The sequence below is a fragment of the Streptomyces sp. PA03-1a genome (assembly GCF_033792805.1).
Classification (GTDB): domain Bacteria; phylum Actinomycetota; class Actinomycetes; order Streptomycetales; family Streptomycetaceae; genus Actinacidiphila.
Genome location: NZ_JARAVO010000086.1, coordinates 1 through 17,432, shown reverse-complemented (window position 1 = coordinate 17,432; position 17,432 = coordinate 1). Strand labels below are relative to the sequence as shown.

The window sequence follows — 17,432 nt, the reverse complement described above, 5'->3', positions numbered from 1 at the left end:
CGGAAGGCCTCTCCCGACGCAGCGCGGAAGACCCTTCGCAAAGCCGAGGTTTCTGCCACGATGCCGAGTGTGGGCGGGGACCTGCGCCAGATCATTCGACTCCCGCCCGAAAGTCCGGACGGCCTGAGACCTGTGGGAGAGTCACGGTGTACTTCGCCGCACTGCTCGCGCGCACCGAGGACGGTTGGGAAGCGCGCGAGACCGATCTCGACGATGTGGAAACCCTCGGCGACCTGACCGACTTGGCCCGGGCGGCTTCAGCCGGGGAGGATACGGTCCTGGTCTTCATCGAACAGGAGGACGCCTGGTTCGGCGTCGTCCGCGTCGACGGGGAGGAGGACCCGCGGATCTACGTGTCCGACGCCGCCGCCGCGGCGCGCAGCTCGTACGGGGAGATCCTGCTCACCGACGAACTGCTGGGCCGCGACCCGGAGGACCTGGACGAGATCGTCGACCTCGACGGCACCGAGGAAGGTGACGCCGACGACCTCGACGACGACGTGGTGCCCGGCCCGACGGAGGTCCACGTCCCCGTGGGCCCGCTCGGGGACGCCGAGCTCCTCGCGGACTTCGGCATGAGCGACAAGGAGCTGCTGGCCCTCAGCGGCGACGGCGCGCTGACCGGGGAGGCGCTCGGGGAGATCGCCGACTCGCTGGGCTGCGCCGACGTGCTGGAGGCGGTCCGCTGACCGGGCCCGACCCGCTGCGCGACCCCTGGGTCCCCCCGATGCGGCTCGCCCTGGAGGAGGCCCGCCTCGCCCCGCGCACCGGCGACGTGCCGGTGGGCGCGGTGGTGCTGTCGCCGCAGGGCACGGTCATCGGGCGTGGCCGCAACGAACGCGAGGCGGTCGGCGACCCGACCGCCCACGCGGAGGTGCTCGCCGTCCGCGAGGCCGCGAAGGCGCTCGGGGAGTGGCGGCTGACCGGTTGCACGCTGGTGGTGACCCTGGAGCCGTGCACGATGTGCGCGGGGGCCGTCGTCGCCTCCCGCCTCGAACGCGTGGTCTACGGCGCGCTCGACGAGAAGGCCGGGGCGGCGGGCTCCCTGTGGGACCTCGTCCGCGACCGCCGGCTCAACCACCGTCCGGAGGTGATCCACGGCGTGCTGGCCGAGGAGTGCGGTGAGCTCCTCACCCGCTTCTTCCGGTCAAAGGATTTCGGAGCACACCCGGACGTCCGCTAAGCTCTCTCTCGGTAGCGTGTCCGAGCGGCCTAAGGAGCACGCCTCGAAAGCGTGTGAGGGGGCAACTCCTCCGTGGGTTCAAATCCCACCGCTACCGCTCTGAGCAAGCGAAGGGCGGCAACCGGGAGAACTTTCCCGGTTGCCGCCCTTCGGCTTTGCCCTCACGTGTGCCGGCGGGCGGTGTCGGGACCGATTCCGGGGTACTCGCCGGCGGACGACTGGTGTTTGCCCGCCGCGAAGCCGCCGCCGAGGGTCGGTCCGGTCCATGGTGCTGATGTCCCAGAAGACGTGCTGGCCGGTGAGAGTGGTGGAGCCGGGGTTGGCCACGGTGAGCGTGCCCTGCGCCCAGCCCCCTTGACGGTGACCGCGCCGGGCAGCGAGACCTTGACCGAGCCGCAGACGATGCGGTGGCGGTCGCCTGCCGCACCCCGCGCCCGCACCGAATGAACGTGCGAGCGAGCACACCCTGGCGACGGGTGCCGACCGCGGCCGCCGCGAGCGGTACCCGCCCCTTCCGGACCGGGCGTTCTCGGCGTTTTCCGGCCTTCCGAACCTGCTGTGGCGAGCGTCACGCACGGAGCGGGGCGGGCCCGTGGATCACCCGCAAGGAGGCTTCCGCCACCCGGTCTGATTGGGCCATCCGGTGGATACACTCCAGCCATGGCGCAGGCGAAGAAAATCACCATGTACGTCATCGTGGCTTTCGTGCTCTATACGATCGTGACATCGCCGGCCCGCGCAGCCGATCTCGTGCAGATAGGCTTCCAGGGCATATCGGACGCCGCCAAGGGCGTCGGGGAGTTCATGACCGCGCTGGTCAACTGACCGGCCGGGAGCCGGTGAGGAGCACAGCACCGTGATACGCCACCTGGTCCTTTTCAAGCTCGGCGAAGGCGTGGAGCGCGACGACCCACGGGTCGTGGCCGGCGTCGACGCCTTCGAGCGGCTCGGCGGGCAGATCCCCGAACTGGCCTCCTGGGAACTGGGCTGGAACATCTCGGACCGTCCGATCGCCTACGACTTCGCCATCAACTCCTCGGTGGCCGACGCCGACGCGCTCAAGGCGTACCTGGAGCATCCCGCACACCAGGCCGGGGTCGCGCTGTGGCGCGAGTTCTCCACCTGGGTGGTCGCCGACTACATGTTCGAGTGACCCCCCGCGGCGGCCCCTCGGGCCCCGCTCCTGCCGCACAGCCCTCCGCCCGCCGGGCGGAGGGCTTTTTCATCGAGGGCCGCGCCTCACTTGCACACAGTCCACATGAATTGTGATGCTATGACCGCTTTTGCCGGATGAGTGGACCGATGAGGAGTGGCATGTCCGTGTCGGCCCGACCCGCGTCACCATCGACCTCCGGAGACGGCAGCGGGACCGGTACGACCACCGGCGGCGGCAATCGCGGCGGAAGCACCAACAGCAACGCGGTGGAGGCGCGGGCGCTGACACAGGTGCTGTTCGACCAGCTGTCGGGGCTGGAGCCCGGCACCCCGGAGCACTCCCGGGTCAGGGCCGCCCTCATCGAGGTGAACCTGCCGCTGGTGCGGTACGCGGCCGCACGCTTCCGCAGCCGCAACGAGCCGATGGAGGACGTCGTCCAGGTCGGCACGATCGGGCTGATCAACGCCATCGACCGCTTCGACCCGGAACGCGGGGTGCAGTTCCCGACGTTCGCGATGCCGACCGTGGTAGGCGAGATCAAACGTTACTTCAGGGACAACGTCCGCACCGTCCACGTCCCGCGCCGGCTGCACGAGCTGTGGGTCCAGGTCAGCGGCGCCATCGAGGACCTGACGGTGGCCCACGGGCGCACCCCCACCACCGCGGAGATCGCCGACCGGCTCAAGCTCTCCGAGGACGAGGTGCTGGCCTGCCTGGAGGCCGGGCGGGCGTACCACGCCACGTCCCTGGAGGCGGCCCAGGAGGGCGGTGACGGGGCGCCCGGGCTGCTGGACCGGCTCGGCTACGAGGACCCGGCCCTGACCGGCGTGGAGCACCGGGACCTGGTGCGGCACCTGCTGGTGCAGCTCCCCGAGCGGGAGCGGCGGATCCTGCTGCTGCGCTACTTCGGCAACCTGACGCAATCACAGATCAGCGCCGAACTCGGGGTTTCGCAGATGCACGTCTCCCGGCTGCTCTCGCGCAGCTTCGCCCGGCTGCGATCCGCAAACCAGCTCGAATCGTAACCCTTAAGGACTACCCACCCCCCGGGAAATAAGTCGACATGGCGCTACAGCGCGTTGCCGACATGTGACATTCTGCGGGAACTGCGTTTGTCGCGGTCCGGCCTCCGGTATTCCAGTGGGGGAACGAACCGTCGCCCGCGACACCCGTCCGCGACCTCAAGGGGGTGGCATGTCCGTAGAAGTGGGCAGTCCGAAGGTGCTGAACTCCGACGCGCCGCACGATGCTCCTGACGACAAGGCCATCGACACCGCCGGCACCGCCGTCGCCGACACCGCCGCCGTCGACAGCACGATCGAGGCCATCGACACGAGCGTCGACACCCGCACGCTCTCCCGCTCGCTGTTCCTGCGGCTCGCCGAGCTGCCGGACGACAGCCCGGAGCGGGCGTACGTACGGGACACGCTCATCGAGCTCAACCTGCCGCTCGTGCGGTACGCGGCGGCCCGCTTCCGCAGCCGCAACGAGCCGATGGAGGACATCGTCCAGGTCGGCACGATCGGGCTGATCAAGGCGATCGACCGCTTCGACTGCAACCGCGGGGTGGAGTTCCCCACCTTCGCGATGCCCACGATCGTCGGCGAGGTGAAGCGCTTCTTCCGCGACACCTCGTGGTCGGTGCGGGTGCCGCGCAGGCTGCAGGAGCTGCGGCTGGCGCTGACCAAGACCAGCGACGAGCTCGCCCAGCGGCTGGACCGGTCGCCCACCGTCTCCGAACTCGCGGCGGCGCTCGGCGTCTCCGAGGAGGACGTGGTCGACGGCCTGGCGGTCGGGAACGCGTACACCGCGAGCTCGCTGGACTCGCCGCCCCCGGAGGACGACGGCGGCGAGGGCTCGCTGGCCGACCGGCTGGGCTACGAGGACACCGCGCTGGAGGGCGTGGAGTACCGCGAGTCGCTCAAGCCGCTGCTCGCCCAGCTGCCCGCGCGGGAGCGGCGGATCATCATGCTCCGCTTCTTCGCCAACATGACGCAGTCGCAGATCGGCGAGGAGGTCGGCATCTCCCAGATGCACGTCTCCCGGCTGCTGACCCGGACCCTGGCGCAGCTGCGCGAAGGCCTGACCGCCGAGCAGTAGGGCGGGGCCCGGCGACGGAAGGACCGGGCGGTTCATTCCTGACGGTTCGTCAGTACACTGGCGGGATGGTGCACATACCACCGGGCCGCCGGGGCGCGCTGGCCGCTGCCTCGGCGGCCGTCGTCTGCCTGGGTGCCTTCGCCGCGCTGGGCCCGGACTGCGAGGGCAACGGGCCGGGCTACGTGGCCGTCGGCGCCCCGGGCCCGGCGGGCGGCCCCGCGGTGAACGCCCCGCCCTCCGGCGACGTGGACCTGGTGCCGCTGGACGGCCGTACGGGCTCCCCGGCCGGGCCCGGCCGGACGGCGCCCACCGCGCCGGGCGCACCGGCCGGCAGCGGCGGCGCGGGCTCCTCACCTCCGGCGGACGTACCGGACGGGCCGGACGGGCCCGGCGCCACGAGCGCCCCGCCGCGGCAGGGCGGCACCGCGCCGCCCGCGACGGCCTCCGGCGGCCCCACCGGGCGGCCGGCCCCCGGCGGTTCTGCGTCCGCCCCGTCCCCACCGGCGACCGGTGCGCCGGCATACCTGGTGGTGAGTGCGGTCGAACGCACGGCGGCCGCCGACCGCTGGTGCGAGGAAGTCACCGTCACCTTCGCCAACACCGGGGACCGAGCCGCGACGACGGGCACCGTCACCTTCGGCACGCACGTCATCGGCCTGCTGGGCGTCGACTGGGCCACGCTGCGCAGCAGCCGTGCCGCGCCGGTGCCGGTCCCCGGCGGCGGCAGCACGAAGCGCACCTGGGAGGTCTGCGTCGAGGCGTGGCGGGTGCCGCTGGGCATGCACGTCGAGACCCGGGACGTCTCGGTCGCGGACTCCTGAACGCCGGTACGCCCCGGGCACGCGGAGGCGGGGGCCGGCCCGTCCCGGCACCGGCCCCCGCCTCCCCGGGGAGGAGCGGTGGTGCGCTCAGCCGGCCAGGTAGGAGCGGATCTGGCCGAGGGTGCCGGTGTCGCTGAGGAACCCGATGTGGGTCGTGCACGCCACCAGGTGGTTGTTCGCGCCGCTCAGCGGGGCGCTGGTGTACGGGATGATGATCCCGTCGCACGGCGAGTACCAGGTCGCGTAGACCGTGCTGCCCGGCGTCTCGTCACCGCTGCTGATGGTGCGGACGAAGGACGAGCCCGGCAGCATCTCGACGCAGGACGCGTAGATCACGCAGGCCGAGGCGTAGGTGGTGCCGTGGTTCGCGCCCGCCACCGAGGCGACCCGGCGGACGGAGGAGGTGCCGCCGAGCTGGGTGAGGTACCACTGGGTGACCAGACCGCCCATCGAGTGGTTGACGATGTCGACCTTGGTCGCGCCGGTGCGGGTCAGCACCTGGCGCACGTAGCTCGCCAGCCCCGCGGCGCTGGTCTTGTTCGACTGGGCCCAGTTGTACTCGTACGCGAAGAGCTCGCTGCGGCTGTAGCCGCCGGCCACGAAGACCGACTCCGCGTAGTCCCAGTTGCTCGCGCTGCCGGTGTAGCCGTGCACGAAGACCACCGGGGTGTGGGTCGCGGCGTTCGCGGTGCCCGGCATCACGAAGGTGCCGAGGCCGACGGCGGCCGCCACGGTGAGCAGGATCGCCCATATTCGTCGCATCTGAACTCCTTGTCGTGGGGGTCGACAGGAGTCTCCGAGCGGCACGCGGGCGACGGACCGGTGGAATCACCAGTGTCTTCCTGTCATGCACGGAACATGATGCAGGACCCTTCCCTCCCGGTGGACGCCAGCAGACACTGGCGTCATGGAGGCCGGACGGAGCGACCCCGCCGCGTGGCCGCCGGCGCTGTACGGCCGGGACCGCGAACGCGCCCTCCTGGACGCCCTGTCGGTCCGGGCCCGGCAGGGCGGGGGACAGGCGCTGCTGCTGCTCGGCGGACCGGGCACCGGACGCACCTGCCTGCTCACGGACGCGGCGCGCACCGCCGCGGCGGCCGGTGCGACCGTGCTGCGCACCGACGGCGTACGGGCCGAGGCGCGGGTCCCGCTCGCGGCACTGCACCGCACCCTGCTGCCGGTCGCCCCGCGCGTGCGGGCCGTGCCGGGACCGTACGGCGTGGCGCTGGCGGAACTCCTCGCCGGGCGGGTGCCCGTCGGGGGCGAACTCGCGCTGGGCGCCGCGCTGTCCGGCCTGGTGGCCGGACTCGCCCGCCCGGCACCGCTGCTGTGGTGCGTGGACGACGCGCAGTGGCTGGACCCCGCGACGCTGCGCGCGCTCGGCATGGCGGCGCGCCGCCTCACGGGCCTCGCGGCCACCGTGCTGTTCGCCGCCGACGAGGGCTGCCCCACCGCCGGAGCGCTGGAGGACCTGGACGTCCTGCGCCTGCGCCCGCTGGCGCCGGACGCCGCACGCCGGATGCTCGCCGACCGGTTCCCCGGATTGCCACCGCGCGGCGCGGACGCGGTCACGGTGCTCGACCTGGCCGCGGGCAACCCGCTGGCCCTGGTCGAACTCGCCGGGGCGGCCGTGGACGGGCGGCTGCCGGAACCGCCCGCGCTGCCCGCGGGGAGCCGGCTGCGGGAGCGGCACCGGCAGCGCTTCCACGCCCTCACGCCGGGAGCCCGCACCGTGGTGGCGCTGCTGCTCTGCGGCGGGCCGCTGGCCGTACCGGTGCTGGAGTCCGCCGCCCGCCGCCGCGGGCTGGGCGCCGGCAGTGTCGAGGAGGCCCGCGCCTGCGGCCTGGTCGACCTGCGCGACGGGGCGGCGACCGTACCGGGACGGCTGCTGCGCGCCTCGCTGACCGCACTGCTCTCCCCCGCCGACCGGCTGGCCGCGCACGCGACGCTGGCCTCGGTGCTGGACCCCCCGGCCGCCCGGCTCTTCCGGGCGCTCCACCGGCTCGGCCGGTCGGCCGGCCCGTCGCCGGACACCGAACGGGAACTGGAGGCCGCGGCCGGGGCCGCCCGCCGGTCCGCCGGTCATGCCGCGGCCGCCGCCGCGTGGGAGCGGGGAGCCGAGGCCGCCGCCCGTCCGCACACCCGGGTCCGGTGGCTGGTCGCGGCCGCCGCCGACGCGCAGGCCGCCGGGGAGACCCGCCGGGCGCGCGGACTGATGCGCCGGGCCGGCGCACAGGGCGGCCCGGCGCCGGGCGGGGCGCCGGGCGCCCTGGTCCAGGGCGAGATCGAACTGCGCGACGGAGTGCCCGCCGTGGCCTGCCGCGACCTGACCGCCGCGGCCGGCCGGTTCCCCGCCGACCGGCGCGCACCGGCCGTACGGGCCCTGATGCTCGCCGGCGAAGCGGGGTGCGTCGCGGGCGACTTCGACGCCTTCTTCGGCCTCGCCGAGCGTGCCGACGCGCTGCGCCGCAGCGACGACCGGCCGGAACAGCGCCTGGTCTTCGACCACTTCGCGGGGCTCGCGGCGACCTTCCGGCGCCGGCACGACCGCGCGCAGTGGGCGCTGCGGCGGGTGGTCCGGCTCGCCGAGACGCTTCAGGACCCGGAGTCCGCGATCTGGGCCGCCCAGGCCGCGTACACCCTGGGGGACGCCCGGCGGGCGCACGCCCTGGCGACCGCGGCCGTGCACCGGGCCCGCCGGCAGGGCGCGGGCGCGCTGGTGCCCGCGGCCCTGGTCTACGAGGCGCTGTGCGCGCTGGCGCTCGACCGGTACGCCGCGGCCGGGGCGGCCGCCGAGGAGGGGCTGCGGCTCGCGGAGGCGACCGGCCAGCGCAACCTCGCCGTCGACCACCTCGCGGTCATGGCGCTGCTCGCGGCCCTGCAGGGCGACAGCGTGACCGCCGGGCTGCGGACGGCGGCCGCCGAAGGAGCCGTCGCGTCACGGGGGCTGGGCCGCCCCGGGGCCTTCAACTGCTGGGTCTCGGCCTGCGCGGACCTCGCCGCGGACCGGCCCGCCGACGCGCTGTCCCGCTTCGCCCGCATGCGCGGCGGCGCGGGCCAGGTGAACCTGGCGGTCAGGGGGATGGCCGCCCCTCACTTCATCGAGGCGGCGGTGCGCTGCGGACAGCGGGCGAAGGCCGCCGGGGCGCTGCGCGCGTACGAGCACTGGGCGGCGGCGAGCCGCAGCAGCGTGCGGCTGGCCCTGGCGCACCGGTGCCACGGGCTGCTGGCGGAGGACGACGCGAGCGCCGTGGACCACTTCCGCGAGGCGCTGCGGCTCCACCAGGACGACGACACCGTCCTGGAGCTGGCCAAGACGGAGCTGTTCTACGCCTCCCGGCTGCGGCGCACCCGCCGGCCCGGCGAGGCCCGGGGCCTGCTGCGGGACGCGGTGGCGGTGTTCCGGCAGTTCGACGCCCGCCCTTGGGCGGAACGGGCCGCGGCCGAACTGCGGGCCGCCGGGGACCGGGTGGGCCCGGTGGACCGGGAGCCCGGGGGCCGCCGGGAGCTGACGGCGCAGCAGACGAGGATCTCCGAGCTGGTGGCGCAGGGCGCGACCAACCGCGAGATCGCCGATCTGCTGCTGCTCAGCACGCGCACGGTCGAGTACCACCTGCGGAACGTCTTCAGCCGGCTAGGGGTGCGCTCGCGCGTCGAGCTGGCCTCGCTGTTCCGCTGAGCGGGGGCGGGCCGCCGGACGCGGACGCGGGCGCACGACGGCCGCCGGACGGCCGGCGACCGCCGGCGTCCGGTGTCAGTGGACGTGGTGGGGTGGCGCGCCCGTCAGGCGACCGCGAACCAGACCACGGCGGCGATCACGACGACGGCCGCGACGATGCCGACGATCAGCCCGGTCTTGTTGCCGCCCGCGGCCTGGGCCTGGGCGGGCTCCTCGTCGACGAAGGCGCGGAACATCTGGGTGTTGCCGGCCGGGTCGTAGTTGTTGTCAGGGGTAGTCATGGGGCAGGACCCTAGCGAAGTCACGCTGCGCAGGTCACCCCCGCCCCGTCGTTGGGAAGGGGAACACCCCGGGAATACCGCCCGTCCCCGCCGTGTCCAAGACCACATGGCACTCATCGGCAACTCTGATCTCGACGTCTTCCCCCTCTGCCTCGGTGGCAACGTCTTCGGCTGGACCTCGGACGAGGCGACCTCCTTCGAGGTGCTGGACGCCTACGCGGAGGCGGGCGGCAACTTCGTCGACACCGCGGACGTGTACTCGGCGTGGGTCCCGGGCCACACCGGAGGGGAGTCCGAGACCGTGATCGGCTCCTGGCTCGCCAAACGCGGCCGCCGCGACGACGTCGTCGTCGCGACCAAGGTCGGCTCCCACCCCGACTTCAAGGGGCTGAAGGCCGCGACCGTCAAGGCCGCGGCGGAGGAGTCGCTGCGCCGCCTGGGCACCGACCGGATCGACCTCTACTACACGCACTACGACGACCCCGCGACCCCGGTCGAGGAGATCGTCGGCGCCCTGGACGAGCTGGTCCGCGAGGGCAAGGTCCGCCACGTCGCGGCCTCCAACATCAGCCCCGAGCGGCTGGCGGCCTCGCTGGAGTTCGCCGAGCGCGAGGGCCTGACGAAGTACGTGGCGCTGCAGCAGCACTACAACCTGGTGGAGCGGGAGAGTTACGAGGGGCCGCTGCGCGAGGTCGTCGAGGCGCACGGCCTCGCCTCCGTGCCGTACTTCGGTCTGGCGCGGGGCTTCCTCACCGGCAAGTACCGGCCCGGCGTCACGGTGGACAGCCCCCGGGCGGAAGGCGCGGGCGCCTACCTGGAGTCGGAGCGCGGTCCGCGGGTGCTGGCCGCGCTGGACGAGGTCGCGGCGGCGCACGGCGTGGAGCCGGCGAGCGTCGCGCTGGCCTGGCTGCGGACCCGGCCGACCGTCGTGGCGCCGATCGCCAGCGCCCGCACGCCCGCGCAGCTGACCGCGCTGCTGGCTTCGGCGTCCCTGGAGCTGACCGCAGCGGAGCTGGAGCGCCTCTCGGAGGCATCTGCCTGACCTGCACCTTTTACCCGAAGACCCGCCTCCCTTGACCGGAGGCGGGTCGTTCCTTTTGGAGGTTTTTACCCGAAAGAATTTGCCTGCAGCAACCAACGTTCCTAAGGTTGCTTGAGGCAACCAATAAGGGTGGGAAGCGAGGCGCCATGGCGACGCAGGAGCAGTTCGCGGAGCTCGCGAGCCAGCTGCGTGCGATCCCGGTGGTCGCCCGCGAACTCAGCCGGGCCTGTCCACCGCAGTGCCCGCCGTCATCGCTCGGCGTGCTCTCGGTGATCAGCCGCCACGGTGAGATGCGGATGAGCCGGCTGGCCGAGCTGCTGGAGGTCGACATGTCCGTCACCAGCAGACACGTGGCCCACCTCGCCGAGCGCGGCTGGATCGACCGGCTGCCCGACCCCCACGACAAGCGGTCACGGTTGCTGCGCCTGACCCCCGGCGGCACGGACATGCTGCGCGCCGCCCAGGACGGGGTCGCCGAGGCGCTGGCCCACCACCTGAGGGACTGGCCGGACGAGGACGTCACCGAGTTCTCCCGGCTGCTGGACCGGCTGCGCAGGGACTTCGCCGCCGACTGCCGCCCCCGTACACATTCCACGACGTGAAGAGGATGACGATGGCAACAACCGCACCACCGACCGGTGTGCGGGGGACCGATGCCCACGCAGGACACGCGGCCCCCATGTCGCACCGGCAGATCATGGAGGCCCTCACCGGGCTGATCCTCGGCTTGTTCGTGGCGATCCTGTCGTCCACGATCGTCTCCAACGCCCTGCCGAAGATCATCTCCGATCTGAACGGCGGGCAGAGCGCCTACACCTGGGTCGTCACCGCCGCCCTGCTCTCCACCACCGCCACCACCCCGCTGTGGGGCAAGCTGTCGGACCTGTTCAGCAAGAAGCTGCTGGTCCAGCTGGCGCTGGTGATCTACGTGGTGGGCTCACTGGTCGCGGGCCTGTCGCAGAACGCGGGGATGCTGATCGCCTGCCGTGTCGTCCAGGGCATCGGCGCCGGCGGTCTGACCGCGCTGACCCAGGTCATCATGGCCGCGATGATCTCCCCGCGCGAGCGCGGCAGGTACAGCGGCTACCTGGGCGCGGCCTTCGCCCTCGGTACGGTCGGCGGCCCGCTGCTGGGCGGCGTCATCGTCGACACCGAGTGGCTCGGCTGGCGCTGGTGCTTCTACGTCGGCGTGCCCTTCGCGATCGTCGCGCTGATCGTGCTGCAGAAGACCCTGCACCTGCCGGTCGTCAAGCGCCGGGTCAAGGTCGACTGGGCGGGCGCCTCGTTCGTCACCGCCGCCGTCAGCCTGCTGCTCGTCTGGGTGACCTTCGCCGGCGACAAGTACGAGTGGATCTCCTGGCAGACCTACGCCATGGTCGCGGGCGCAGTCCTGCTCGTCCTGATCTTCGTCCTGGTCGAGTCCCGCGCGAGCGAGCCGATCATGCCGCTGCGCCTGTTCCGCAACAAGACGATCAGCCTGACCTCGGTCGCCTCGCTCTTCGTGGGCACCGCGATGTTCGGCGCCACGGTCTTCCTCAGCCAGTACTTCCAGCTGGCGCGCGGCGAGTCGCCGACGATGTCGGGCGTCATGACCATCCCGCTGATCGCCGGTCTGTTCGTGTCCTCCACCGCCTCCGGGCTCATCATCACCCGCACCGGGCGCTGGAAGGCGTTCCTGGTCTCCGGCGGCGTGCTGCTCACCGGCGGCCTCGCCCTGCTGGGCTCCCTGCGGGCCGACACCACGTACTGGCACCTGGCGCTCTTCATGGCGCTGCTGGGCCTCGGCGTCGGCATGATGATGCAGAACCTGGTGCTGGCCGTGCAGAACCAGGTGGGGGCCGCCGACCTCGGGGCGGCCAGTTCCGTCGTCACCTTCTTCCGCACGCTCGGTGGCGCGATCGGCGTCTCCGCGCTGGGCGCGGTGCTCGGCAACCGTGTGACGCACTACGTCAAGGACGGCCTGGCCGCCCTGGGCGTGAAGTCCACCGGTGAGTCCGACGGCGCGATCCCGGACCTGGCCACGCTGCCCGCGCCGATCCGCCACGTCGTGGAGAGCGCGTACGGCCACGGCGCCGGCGACGTCTTCCTGGTCGCGGCCCCGGTGGCGTTCCTCGCGCTGCTGCTGGTGCTGTTCATCAAGGAAGTGCCGCTGAAGACCGCCAGCGGTCTGCAGCAGGCGGCCGGTGTCGCCGGCCACGCCGAGCAGACCCCGGTCATACCCGCCCAGGCCCCCGCGGCCGAGGCCGTCGCCGGGCCCGCGACCGAGGCCACCGAGGCGGTCGGCGTGGCCGCACCGCCGGCCCCGCTGCCCGCCGAGGGCACCACGGTCCACGGCCAGGTGCGCAACGCCGAGGGCGCGGGCGTCGAGCGGGCCACCCTGACCCTGATATCGCTCACCGGCCGGCAGCTCGGCCGCGCCTCCACCCGAGCCGACGGCGGCTACACGCTGACCGCGCCCGGCGCCGGCTCGTACGTGCTCATCGCCGCCGCCGACGGCCACCAGCCGCAGGCGTCCACCGTGGTGGTCGGCGAGGAGCCCGTCCCCTACGACGTGGTCCTGGCCGGCACCAGCGGACTGACCGGCACGGTGGTCGCCGAGGCGACCGGGATACCCGTCGCGGGCGCCGTGGTCGTGGTGACCGACGTGCGCGGCGAGGTCCTGGCCACCGGCGGCACCGGTCAGGACGGCGCCTTCGGCTTCCAGGACCTGCCCGCGGGCGACTTCACCCTGGCCGTCAACGCCACCGGCTACCGGCCGGCCGCACTGCCGGTCGAGGTCGCCGGCAACGGCCCCACCCACGTCGAGGTCCCGCTCCGCACCGGAGCCCGCCTGCAGGGCACCGTCCTCGGCGGCACCGCCCGCACACCACTGCCGGAGGCCCGCGTCACCCTGATCGACGCGGCCGGGAACGTGGTGGCCACCGCCACCACCGGCACCGACGGGGCCTACGCCTTCGGCGACCTGGACGCCGGCGAGTACGCGCTGGTCGCCAGCGGCTACCCGCCGGTGGCCACCCAGGTCACCGTCGGCAACGACGCCACGGCCGGCCACCAGGACGGCTTCGACGTCGAACTCAACCACCCCGAGGGGTGAACCATCGGCCGGTCCGTGCGCCTGCGGAGACGCACGGGCCGGTGGACGGGGGACAGCGGGTCCGGTCGGACGGCCGGGCAGGGGACGGCCCGGGCCGTCCCGACCGGACCCGGCCGGGGGAACGCACCGAAGGGCGAGCGATGTACATGAACACGACGGCAGGAGCCGGGCTGCGCGGGCGGATCCGGACGAAGGACGGCTGGGCGGTGCCGCACGCCGTGGTGACCGTCACCGACATGACCGGGCAGCAGATCGCGCGGGAGGCGGCGGACGCCGAGGGTGCCGTGCGCACCGCCGCGCTGGCACCCGGGGCGTACACCGTGATCGTGACGGCCGTGGGTTACCGCCCGGCCGCCGCGACGGCGCTGGTGACCGCCTCCGGCTCGGCGGACCTGGGGACCCTGCTGCTGGGCCGCGCCGGCGGCCTCGAACTGCCGCCACCCGGGCCGTGGACGATCGACCCGGCGCACTCCGAGGCCGGCGCGGTCGCCCAGCACCTTGGCCTGTCCACCGTGCACGGCCGCTTCAGGACCTTCGCGGGCCGGATCGACGTCGCGGAGCAGCCGCTCGCGTCGTCCGTCGAGGCCGTGATCGACGCCGCGTCGATCGACACCGGCAACGGCACCCGCGACGAGCACCTGCGCTCCGCCGACTTCCTCGACGTGCGGGAGCACCCCACCGTCAGCTACCGCAGCACCTCGCTGGAGCCGTCCGCCGGCGACCGGTGGACCGTCCACGGGGAGCTGACGATGCGCGGGATCACCCGCCCGGTCGACCTCGACCTGGCCTACCTGGGCACCGGGCCGGACGCCTGGGGCGGCGTGCGCGCCGCCTTCCGCGCGACGGCCGAACTGCGCCGCGAGGACTTCGCGATGAACTGGAACCAGGTCGTACGGGCCGGGATCGCCACCATGGGGACGACGCTGAGGGTCACCCTCGACATCCAGGCGGTCCAGGGGACGGCCCTCCCCGCCGTCCAGCCGCGGGAAGCATAGGCTGCCGTCCATGGCTGCCTACATCGCGACCAATACCAGCGTGCAACTCGACCAGTTGCTGGAATTCGTACGACCGCGCCACCGCGCCCTGCTGCTGACCACCCGCGCCGACGGCCGCCCCCAGGGCTCCCCCGTCGCCTGTGGGGTCGACGACGCGGGGCGCCTGGTCGTCTCGACCTACCCCGAGCGGGCCAAGGCCCGCAACGCCCGCCGTGACGCGCGGGCCTCCGTGATCGTCCTGTCGGACGAGTGGGACGGCCCCTGGGTCCAGGTCGACGGCACCGCCGAGGTCATCGACTCCCCCGACTCGGTCGAGCCGCTGGTGGAGTACTACCGCAACATCGCGGGCGAGCACCCGGACTGGGACGAGTACCGCGCCGCCATGGTCAGGCAGGGCAAGTCCCTGGTGCGCGTGACCCCGGAACGCTGGGGCCCGATCGCGACGGGCGGCTTCCCGGCGCGGCTGGCCCCGAAGGACTAGGCCGTGTCGTCAAATGAGCGCCGGCCGCCCGGAGGGCGGGCTCGGCGGCGTCTGGTGCGGTGCATCGCAAGGCGGAGAGTCGTCCTCGTAGTGGGTTACTCGGACGATTCGACAACGCAGCGTGGGGGCACCCCCCGGCCGAAGGCTGGAGGAGTGCCGCACCAGGCGTCGCCGAGCAGGCGGGCATTTGACGACACGGCCTAGGACCCGGCCCTGGGGTACCGGATGCCGGAAGGGGGCGGCGGCCCGGTGGCCGCCGCCCCCTTCCGCGTCCCGCGACCTGGGTTCAGCTCGGGTCGGTCAGGTCGTAGACGGCCGTTCCGCCCAGGGTGGTGGAGCCGAAGTTCTCCTCCACCCACGAGCTGATCTGCGAGGAAGTGCCGCTGCCGCCGCCCCCGCCCATGCCGCCGGAGGCGATGAAGTAGTGGATCTTCCCGGCGGCCACGTACTCCTTGAACCGCTCCAGCGTCGGGGACGGATCGCTGCCGTTGAAGCCGCCGACCGCCATCACCGGCTTGCCGGTGGCCAGCTGGTAACCCGCGGCGTTCTGGGAGCCGATGGCGGCGGCCACCCAGGTGTACGCGTCGGCGCCCTCCAGCAGCGCCTCCTTGGTGGCGTCGGCCACCTGTGAGCCGCCCAGCAGTCCGCCGAGGCCCCCCGCCGCTCCGCCGCGGCGGTTCTCGCCGCCCGTACCGCCACCCGTACCGTTGCCGGGGAAGCCCTGCCCGCCCTGGCCCTGCCCGCCCTGACCCTGCTGCCCGTTGCCGCCGGGCATGCCCCCGGGGAAGCCGCCCGTACCGCCGGGGCCGCCTCCCGTGAAGCCCTGCCCGCCCTGGCCCTGCCGTCCGTTGCCGCCCGGGAAGCCACCGCGCATGCCGCCGGGGCCGCCGCCCATGCCGGCGCCCTGCACCGCCGGGCCCGCCGTCACGATGGAGCCGGTGTGCGCCGTCCCGACGGTCTGCACGGTGTACGCCAGCGGCCCGCCGAGGGCCGCCACCAGGCCGGCCGCGGCCGCGAGCGGCGCGAGCCGCCGGAGCAGCCGGGCCCCGAGCAGCAGCCCGCCCGCCGCGATCCCGGTGACCAGCACGGCGTACCGCACCCAGGGGTACCAGTCGGCGGAGCGCCCCAGCAGGACGTACGACCAGACCGCCGTGAGCACGACCGTGCCCGCGAGGACCGCCGCGGCCGCGGGGTGCGCGCGCCGCTCCCACAGCATCACCGCGCCCATTCCGGTCAGCGCCGCGATGTAGGGCGCCAGGGCGATGTTGTAGTACTGGTGGAAGATCCCGGACATGAAGCTGAAGGTCAGGAAGGTGAAGACCAGCGCACCGCCCCAGGCGAGGAAGGCCGAGCGGCCGGTGTCCGTGCGCGGGGCGCGCCGGGTCAGCCAGAGTCCGGCGACCAGCAGCACGAGGGCCGCGGGCAGCAGCCAGGCGATCTGACCGCCCATGTCCGAGCCGAACAGCCGGCCCCAGCCGGTCTCACCCCACCGTCCGCCGCCGTTCGGGCCGCCACCGCCCCCGACCGAACCGGTCTCGTCGCCGGTGATCCGGCCGAGACCGTTGTAGCCGAAGGTCAGCGACAGGAAGCTGTTGTCCTGCGAACCGCCGATGTAGGGGCGGGAGGACGCGGGCCACAGCTCGACGATCGCGACCCACCAGCCGCCTGACACGACGGTCACCAGAGCGGCGAGACCGAGCTGCGCGAAGCGCCGCTTCACCGTCGCCGGGGCGCAGACGGCGTACACCAGCGCCAGCGGCGGCAGGATCAGCCAGGCCTGCAGCGTCTTGGTGAGGAAGCCGAGGCCGAACGCGACGCCGGCGAGCACCAGCCACGCCGTACGGGCGTCCTCCAGCGCGCGCAGGACGCAGTACACCGCCGTCACCATCAGCAGGCACAGCAGCGCGTCGGGGTTGTCGAAGCGGAACATCAGCGCCGCGACCGGGGTGAGCGCCAGGGCCAGTCCGGCGATCAGGCCGGCGGCCGGCCCGGAGCGGCGGCGCACGGCGGCATGGAGGACGCCGACCGCGGCGACCCCCATCAGCGCCTCGGGCACCAGGATCGCCCAGGAACCCAGGCCGAACAGCCGCACGGACAGCGCCATCGGCCACAACGCGGCCGGGGGCTTGTCGACCGTGATCGAGTTCGCCGCGTCGGACGAGCCGAAGAAGAACGCCTTCCAGCTCTCGCCACCCGCCTGCGCGGCCGCCGAGTAAAAGCTGTTGGCGTAGCCCGAACTGCTCAGGTCCCACAGGTAGAGCACGGTCGTGAAGGCGAGCAGCGCCAGCAGGGCGGGCCGCGCCCAGCGCGGGTCCTGCGGCCGTCCGCGCCACAGGCGGGCGGCGGTCCCGCGGCGGCCGGTGCCACCCTGCGGCGCATGGTGCACCGGGAGCGCCACCGGCGCCGGGGCACCCGCCGGGACGGGGCTGCGCCCGTCGGCGCCGGGCGGCGGGGCGTCCACCGGGCGGGGGGCGCGGGGGCGCCGGGGGGGGGGCGGCAGGGCGGGGTTGGGGTGCCCCGGCCCCTGTGTACTTCTCACCCCTCCCCCATAAACAACTTTTGCGGTCCCCACGTAGCCCCGTGTTTAAGACATGAAAAAC

General features: G+C 73.6%; 16 protein-coding genes and 1 tRNA gene. 14 read left to right on the top strand and 3 right to left on the bottom strand.

All coding sequences use genetic code 11. The annotated features are described in order from the left end of the window. Positions 1-146: 146 nt before the first annotated feature. From PV341_RS20560 to PV341_RS20525, 8 genes are all read left to right on the top strand, one after another. A complete protein-coding gene (locus tag PV341_RS20560) occupies positions 147-689 on the top strand; it encodes a tRNA adenosine deaminase-associated protein (protein ID WP_500331922.1) in 543 nt (180 codons plus the stop codon). 38 nt (positions 690-727) lie between these two features. Beyond that, positions 728-1,183: a tRNA adenosine(34) deaminase TadA gene (gene tadA / locus PV341_RS20555; RefSeq protein ID WP_500331924.1), complete on the top strand. Its 456-nt coding sequence runs from the start codon at positions 728-730 to the stop codon at positions 1,181-1,183. Between the two features lie 10 nt (positions 1,184-1,193). Continuing rightward, positions 1,194-1,280, top strand: a tRNA-Ser gene (locus PV341_RS20550). A 563-nt stretch (positions 1,281-1,843) separates the two neighbouring features. Then, complete coding sequence (locus PV341_RS20545; RefSeq protein WP_018558266.1) at positions 1,844-2,008, top strand: hypothetical protein; 165 nt, start codon at positions 1,844-1,846, stop codon at positions 2,006-2,008. Between the two features lie 31 nt (positions 2,009-2,039). Further along, a complete protein-coding gene (locus PV341_RS20540; protein ID WP_500331925.1) occupies positions 2,040-2,336 on the top strand; it encodes a Dabb family protein in 297 nt (98 codons plus the stop codon). 161 nt (positions 2,337-2,497) lie between these two features. After that, positions 2,498-3,364 (top strand): RNA polymerase sigma factor SigF, encoded by an 867-nt coding sequence (locus PV341_RS20535; protein WP_499512995.1) that lies wholly within the window; start codon positions 2,498-2,500, stop codon positions 3,362-3,364. Positions 3,365-3,533: 169 nt separating this feature from the next. Next, positions 3,534-4,439, top strand: coding sequence for an RNA polymerase sigma factor SigF (locus PV341_RS20530; RefSeq protein ID WP_500331927.1), 906 nt, complete (start codon positions 3,534-3,536; stop codon positions 4,437-4,439). Between the two features lie 65 nt (positions 4,440-4,504). Next, positions 4,505-5,260 (top strand): hypothetical protein, encoded by a 756-nt coding sequence (locus PV341_RS20525; RefSeq protein ID WP_500358645.1) that lies wholly within the window; start codon positions 4,505-4,507, stop codon positions 5,258-5,260. A gap of 87 nt (positions 5,261-5,347) precedes the next feature. On the opposite strand, the gene PV341_RS20520 is transcribed toward PV341_RS20525, so the two are convergent. Further along, positions 5,348-6,022, bottom strand: coding sequence for an esterase/lipase family protein (locus tag PV341_RS20520; protein WP_500358644.1), 675 nt, complete (start codon positions 6,020-6,022; stop codon positions 5,348-5,350). Positions 6,023-6,167: 145 nt separating this feature from the next. Here PV341_RS20520 and PV341_RS20515 point away from each other — a divergent pair, with 145 nt between their 5' ends. After that, complete coding sequence (locus PV341_RS20515) at positions 6,168-8,939, top strand: AAA family ATPase (protein ID WP_500358643.1); 2,772 nt, start codon at positions 6,168-6,170, stop codon at positions 8,937-8,939. A gap of 104 nt (positions 8,940-9,043) precedes the next feature. Here PV341_RS20515 and PV341_RS20510 read toward each other — a convergent pair whose 3' ends face one another. Next, positions 9,044-9,220 carry a hypothetical protein gene (locus tag PV341_RS20510; RefSeq protein WP_499512990.1) on the bottom strand — a complete coding sequence of 59 codons (177 nt, stop codon included), beginning with the start codon at positions 9,218-9,220 and terminating at the stop codon, positions 9,044-9,046. Positions 9,221-9,326: 106 nt separating this feature from the next. Here PV341_RS20510 and PV341_RS20505 point away from each other — a divergent pair, with 106 nt between their 5' ends. The 5 genes from PV341_RS20505 (at position 9,327) to PV341_RS20485 (ending at position 14,832) form a co-directional block, all read left to right on the top strand. After that, complete coding sequence (locus tag PV341_RS20505) at positions 9,327-10,262, top strand: aldo/keto reductase (RefSeq protein WP_500332260.1); 936 nt, start codon at positions 9,327-9,329, stop codon at positions 10,260-10,262. A gap of 146 nt (positions 10,263-10,408) precedes the next feature. Then, positions 10,409-10,864, top strand: a complete 456-nt coding sequence (locus PV341_RS20500) for a MarR family winged helix-turn-helix transcriptional regulator (protein ID WP_499512988.1) — start codon at positions 10,409-10,411, stop codon at positions 10,862-10,864. 77 nt (positions 10,865-10,941) lie between these two features. Next, entirely contained in the window at positions 10,942-13,356 is a 2,415-nt protein-coding gene (locus PV341_RS20495; protein ID WP_500332261.1) for an MFS transporter, read from the top strand. 146 nt (positions 13,357-13,502) lie between these two features. Then, complete coding sequence (locus PV341_RS20490) at positions 13,503-14,351, top strand: YceI family protein (protein ID WP_500332262.1); 849 nt, start codon at positions 13,503-13,505, stop codon at positions 14,349-14,351. Between the two features lie 10 nt (positions 14,352-14,361). After that, positions 14,362-14,832 (top strand): PPOX class F420-dependent oxidoreductase, encoded by a 471-nt coding sequence (locus tag PV341_RS20485; RefSeq protein ID WP_499512985.1) that lies wholly within the window; start codon positions 14,362-14,364, stop codon positions 14,830-14,832. Positions 14,833-15,118: 286 nt separating this feature from the next. Here PV341_RS20485 and PV341_RS20480 read toward each other — a convergent pair whose 3' ends face one another. Then, on the bottom strand, positions 15,119-17,293 hold the full coding sequence (locus PV341_RS20480; RefSeq protein WP_500358642.1) for an ArnT family glycosyltransferase: 2,175 nt from the start codon (positions 17,291-17,293) through the stop codon (positions 15,119-15,121). Positions 17,294-17,432: the final 139 nt, after the last annotated feature.

Coding starts and splice junctions, on each gene's coding strand:
- PV341_RS20485 (WP_499512985.1), top strand. CDS start 14,362: ATGGCTGCCTACATCGCGACCAATACCAGCGTGCAACTCGACCAGTTG.
- PV341_RS20535 (WP_499512995.1), top strand. CDS start 2,498: ATGTCCGTGTCGGCCCGACCCGCGTCACCATCGACCTCCGGAGACGGC.
- PV341_RS20545 (WP_018558266.1), top strand. CDS start 1,844: ATGGCGCAGGCGAAGAAAATCACCATGTACGTCATCGTGGCTTTCGTG.
- PV341_RS20510 (WP_499512990.1), bottom strand. CDS start 9,220: ATGACTACCCCTGACAACAACTACGACCCGGCCGGCAACACCCAGATG.
- PV341_RS20520 (WP_500358644.1), bottom strand. CDS start 6,022: ATGCGACGAATATGGGCGATCCTGCTCACCGTGGCGGCCGCCGTCGGC.
- PV341_RS20530 (WP_500331927.1), top strand. CDS start 3,534: ATGTCCGTAGAAGTGGGCAGTCCGAAGGTGCTGAACTCCGACGCGCCG.
- PV341_RS20495 (WP_500332261.1), top strand. CDS start 10,942: ATGTCGCACCGGCAGATCATGGAGGCCCTCACCGGGCTGATCCTCGGC.
- PV341_RS20505 (WP_500332260.1), top strand. CDS start 9,327: ATGGCACTCATCGGCAACTCTGATCTCGACGTCTTCCCCCTCTGCCTC.
- PV341_RS20500 (WP_499512988.1), top strand. CDS start 10,409: ATGGCGACGCAGGAGCAGTTCGCGGAGCTCGCGAGCCAGCTGCGTGCG.
- PV341_RS20515 (WP_500358643.1), top strand. CDS start 6,168: ATGGAGGCCGGACGGAGCGACCCCGCCGCGTGGCCGCCGGCGCTGTAC.
- PV341_RS20525 (WP_500358645.1), top strand. CDS start 4,505: ATGGTGCACATACCACCGGGCCGCCGGGGCGCGCTGGCCGCTGCCTCG.
- tadA (WP_500331924.1), top strand. CDS start 728: ATGCGGCTCGCCCTGGAGGAGGCCCGCCTCGCCCCGCGCACCGGCGAC.
- PV341_RS20490 (WP_500332262.1), top strand. CDS start 13,503: ATGAACACGACGGCAGGAGCCGGGCTGCGCGGGCGGATCCGGACGAAG.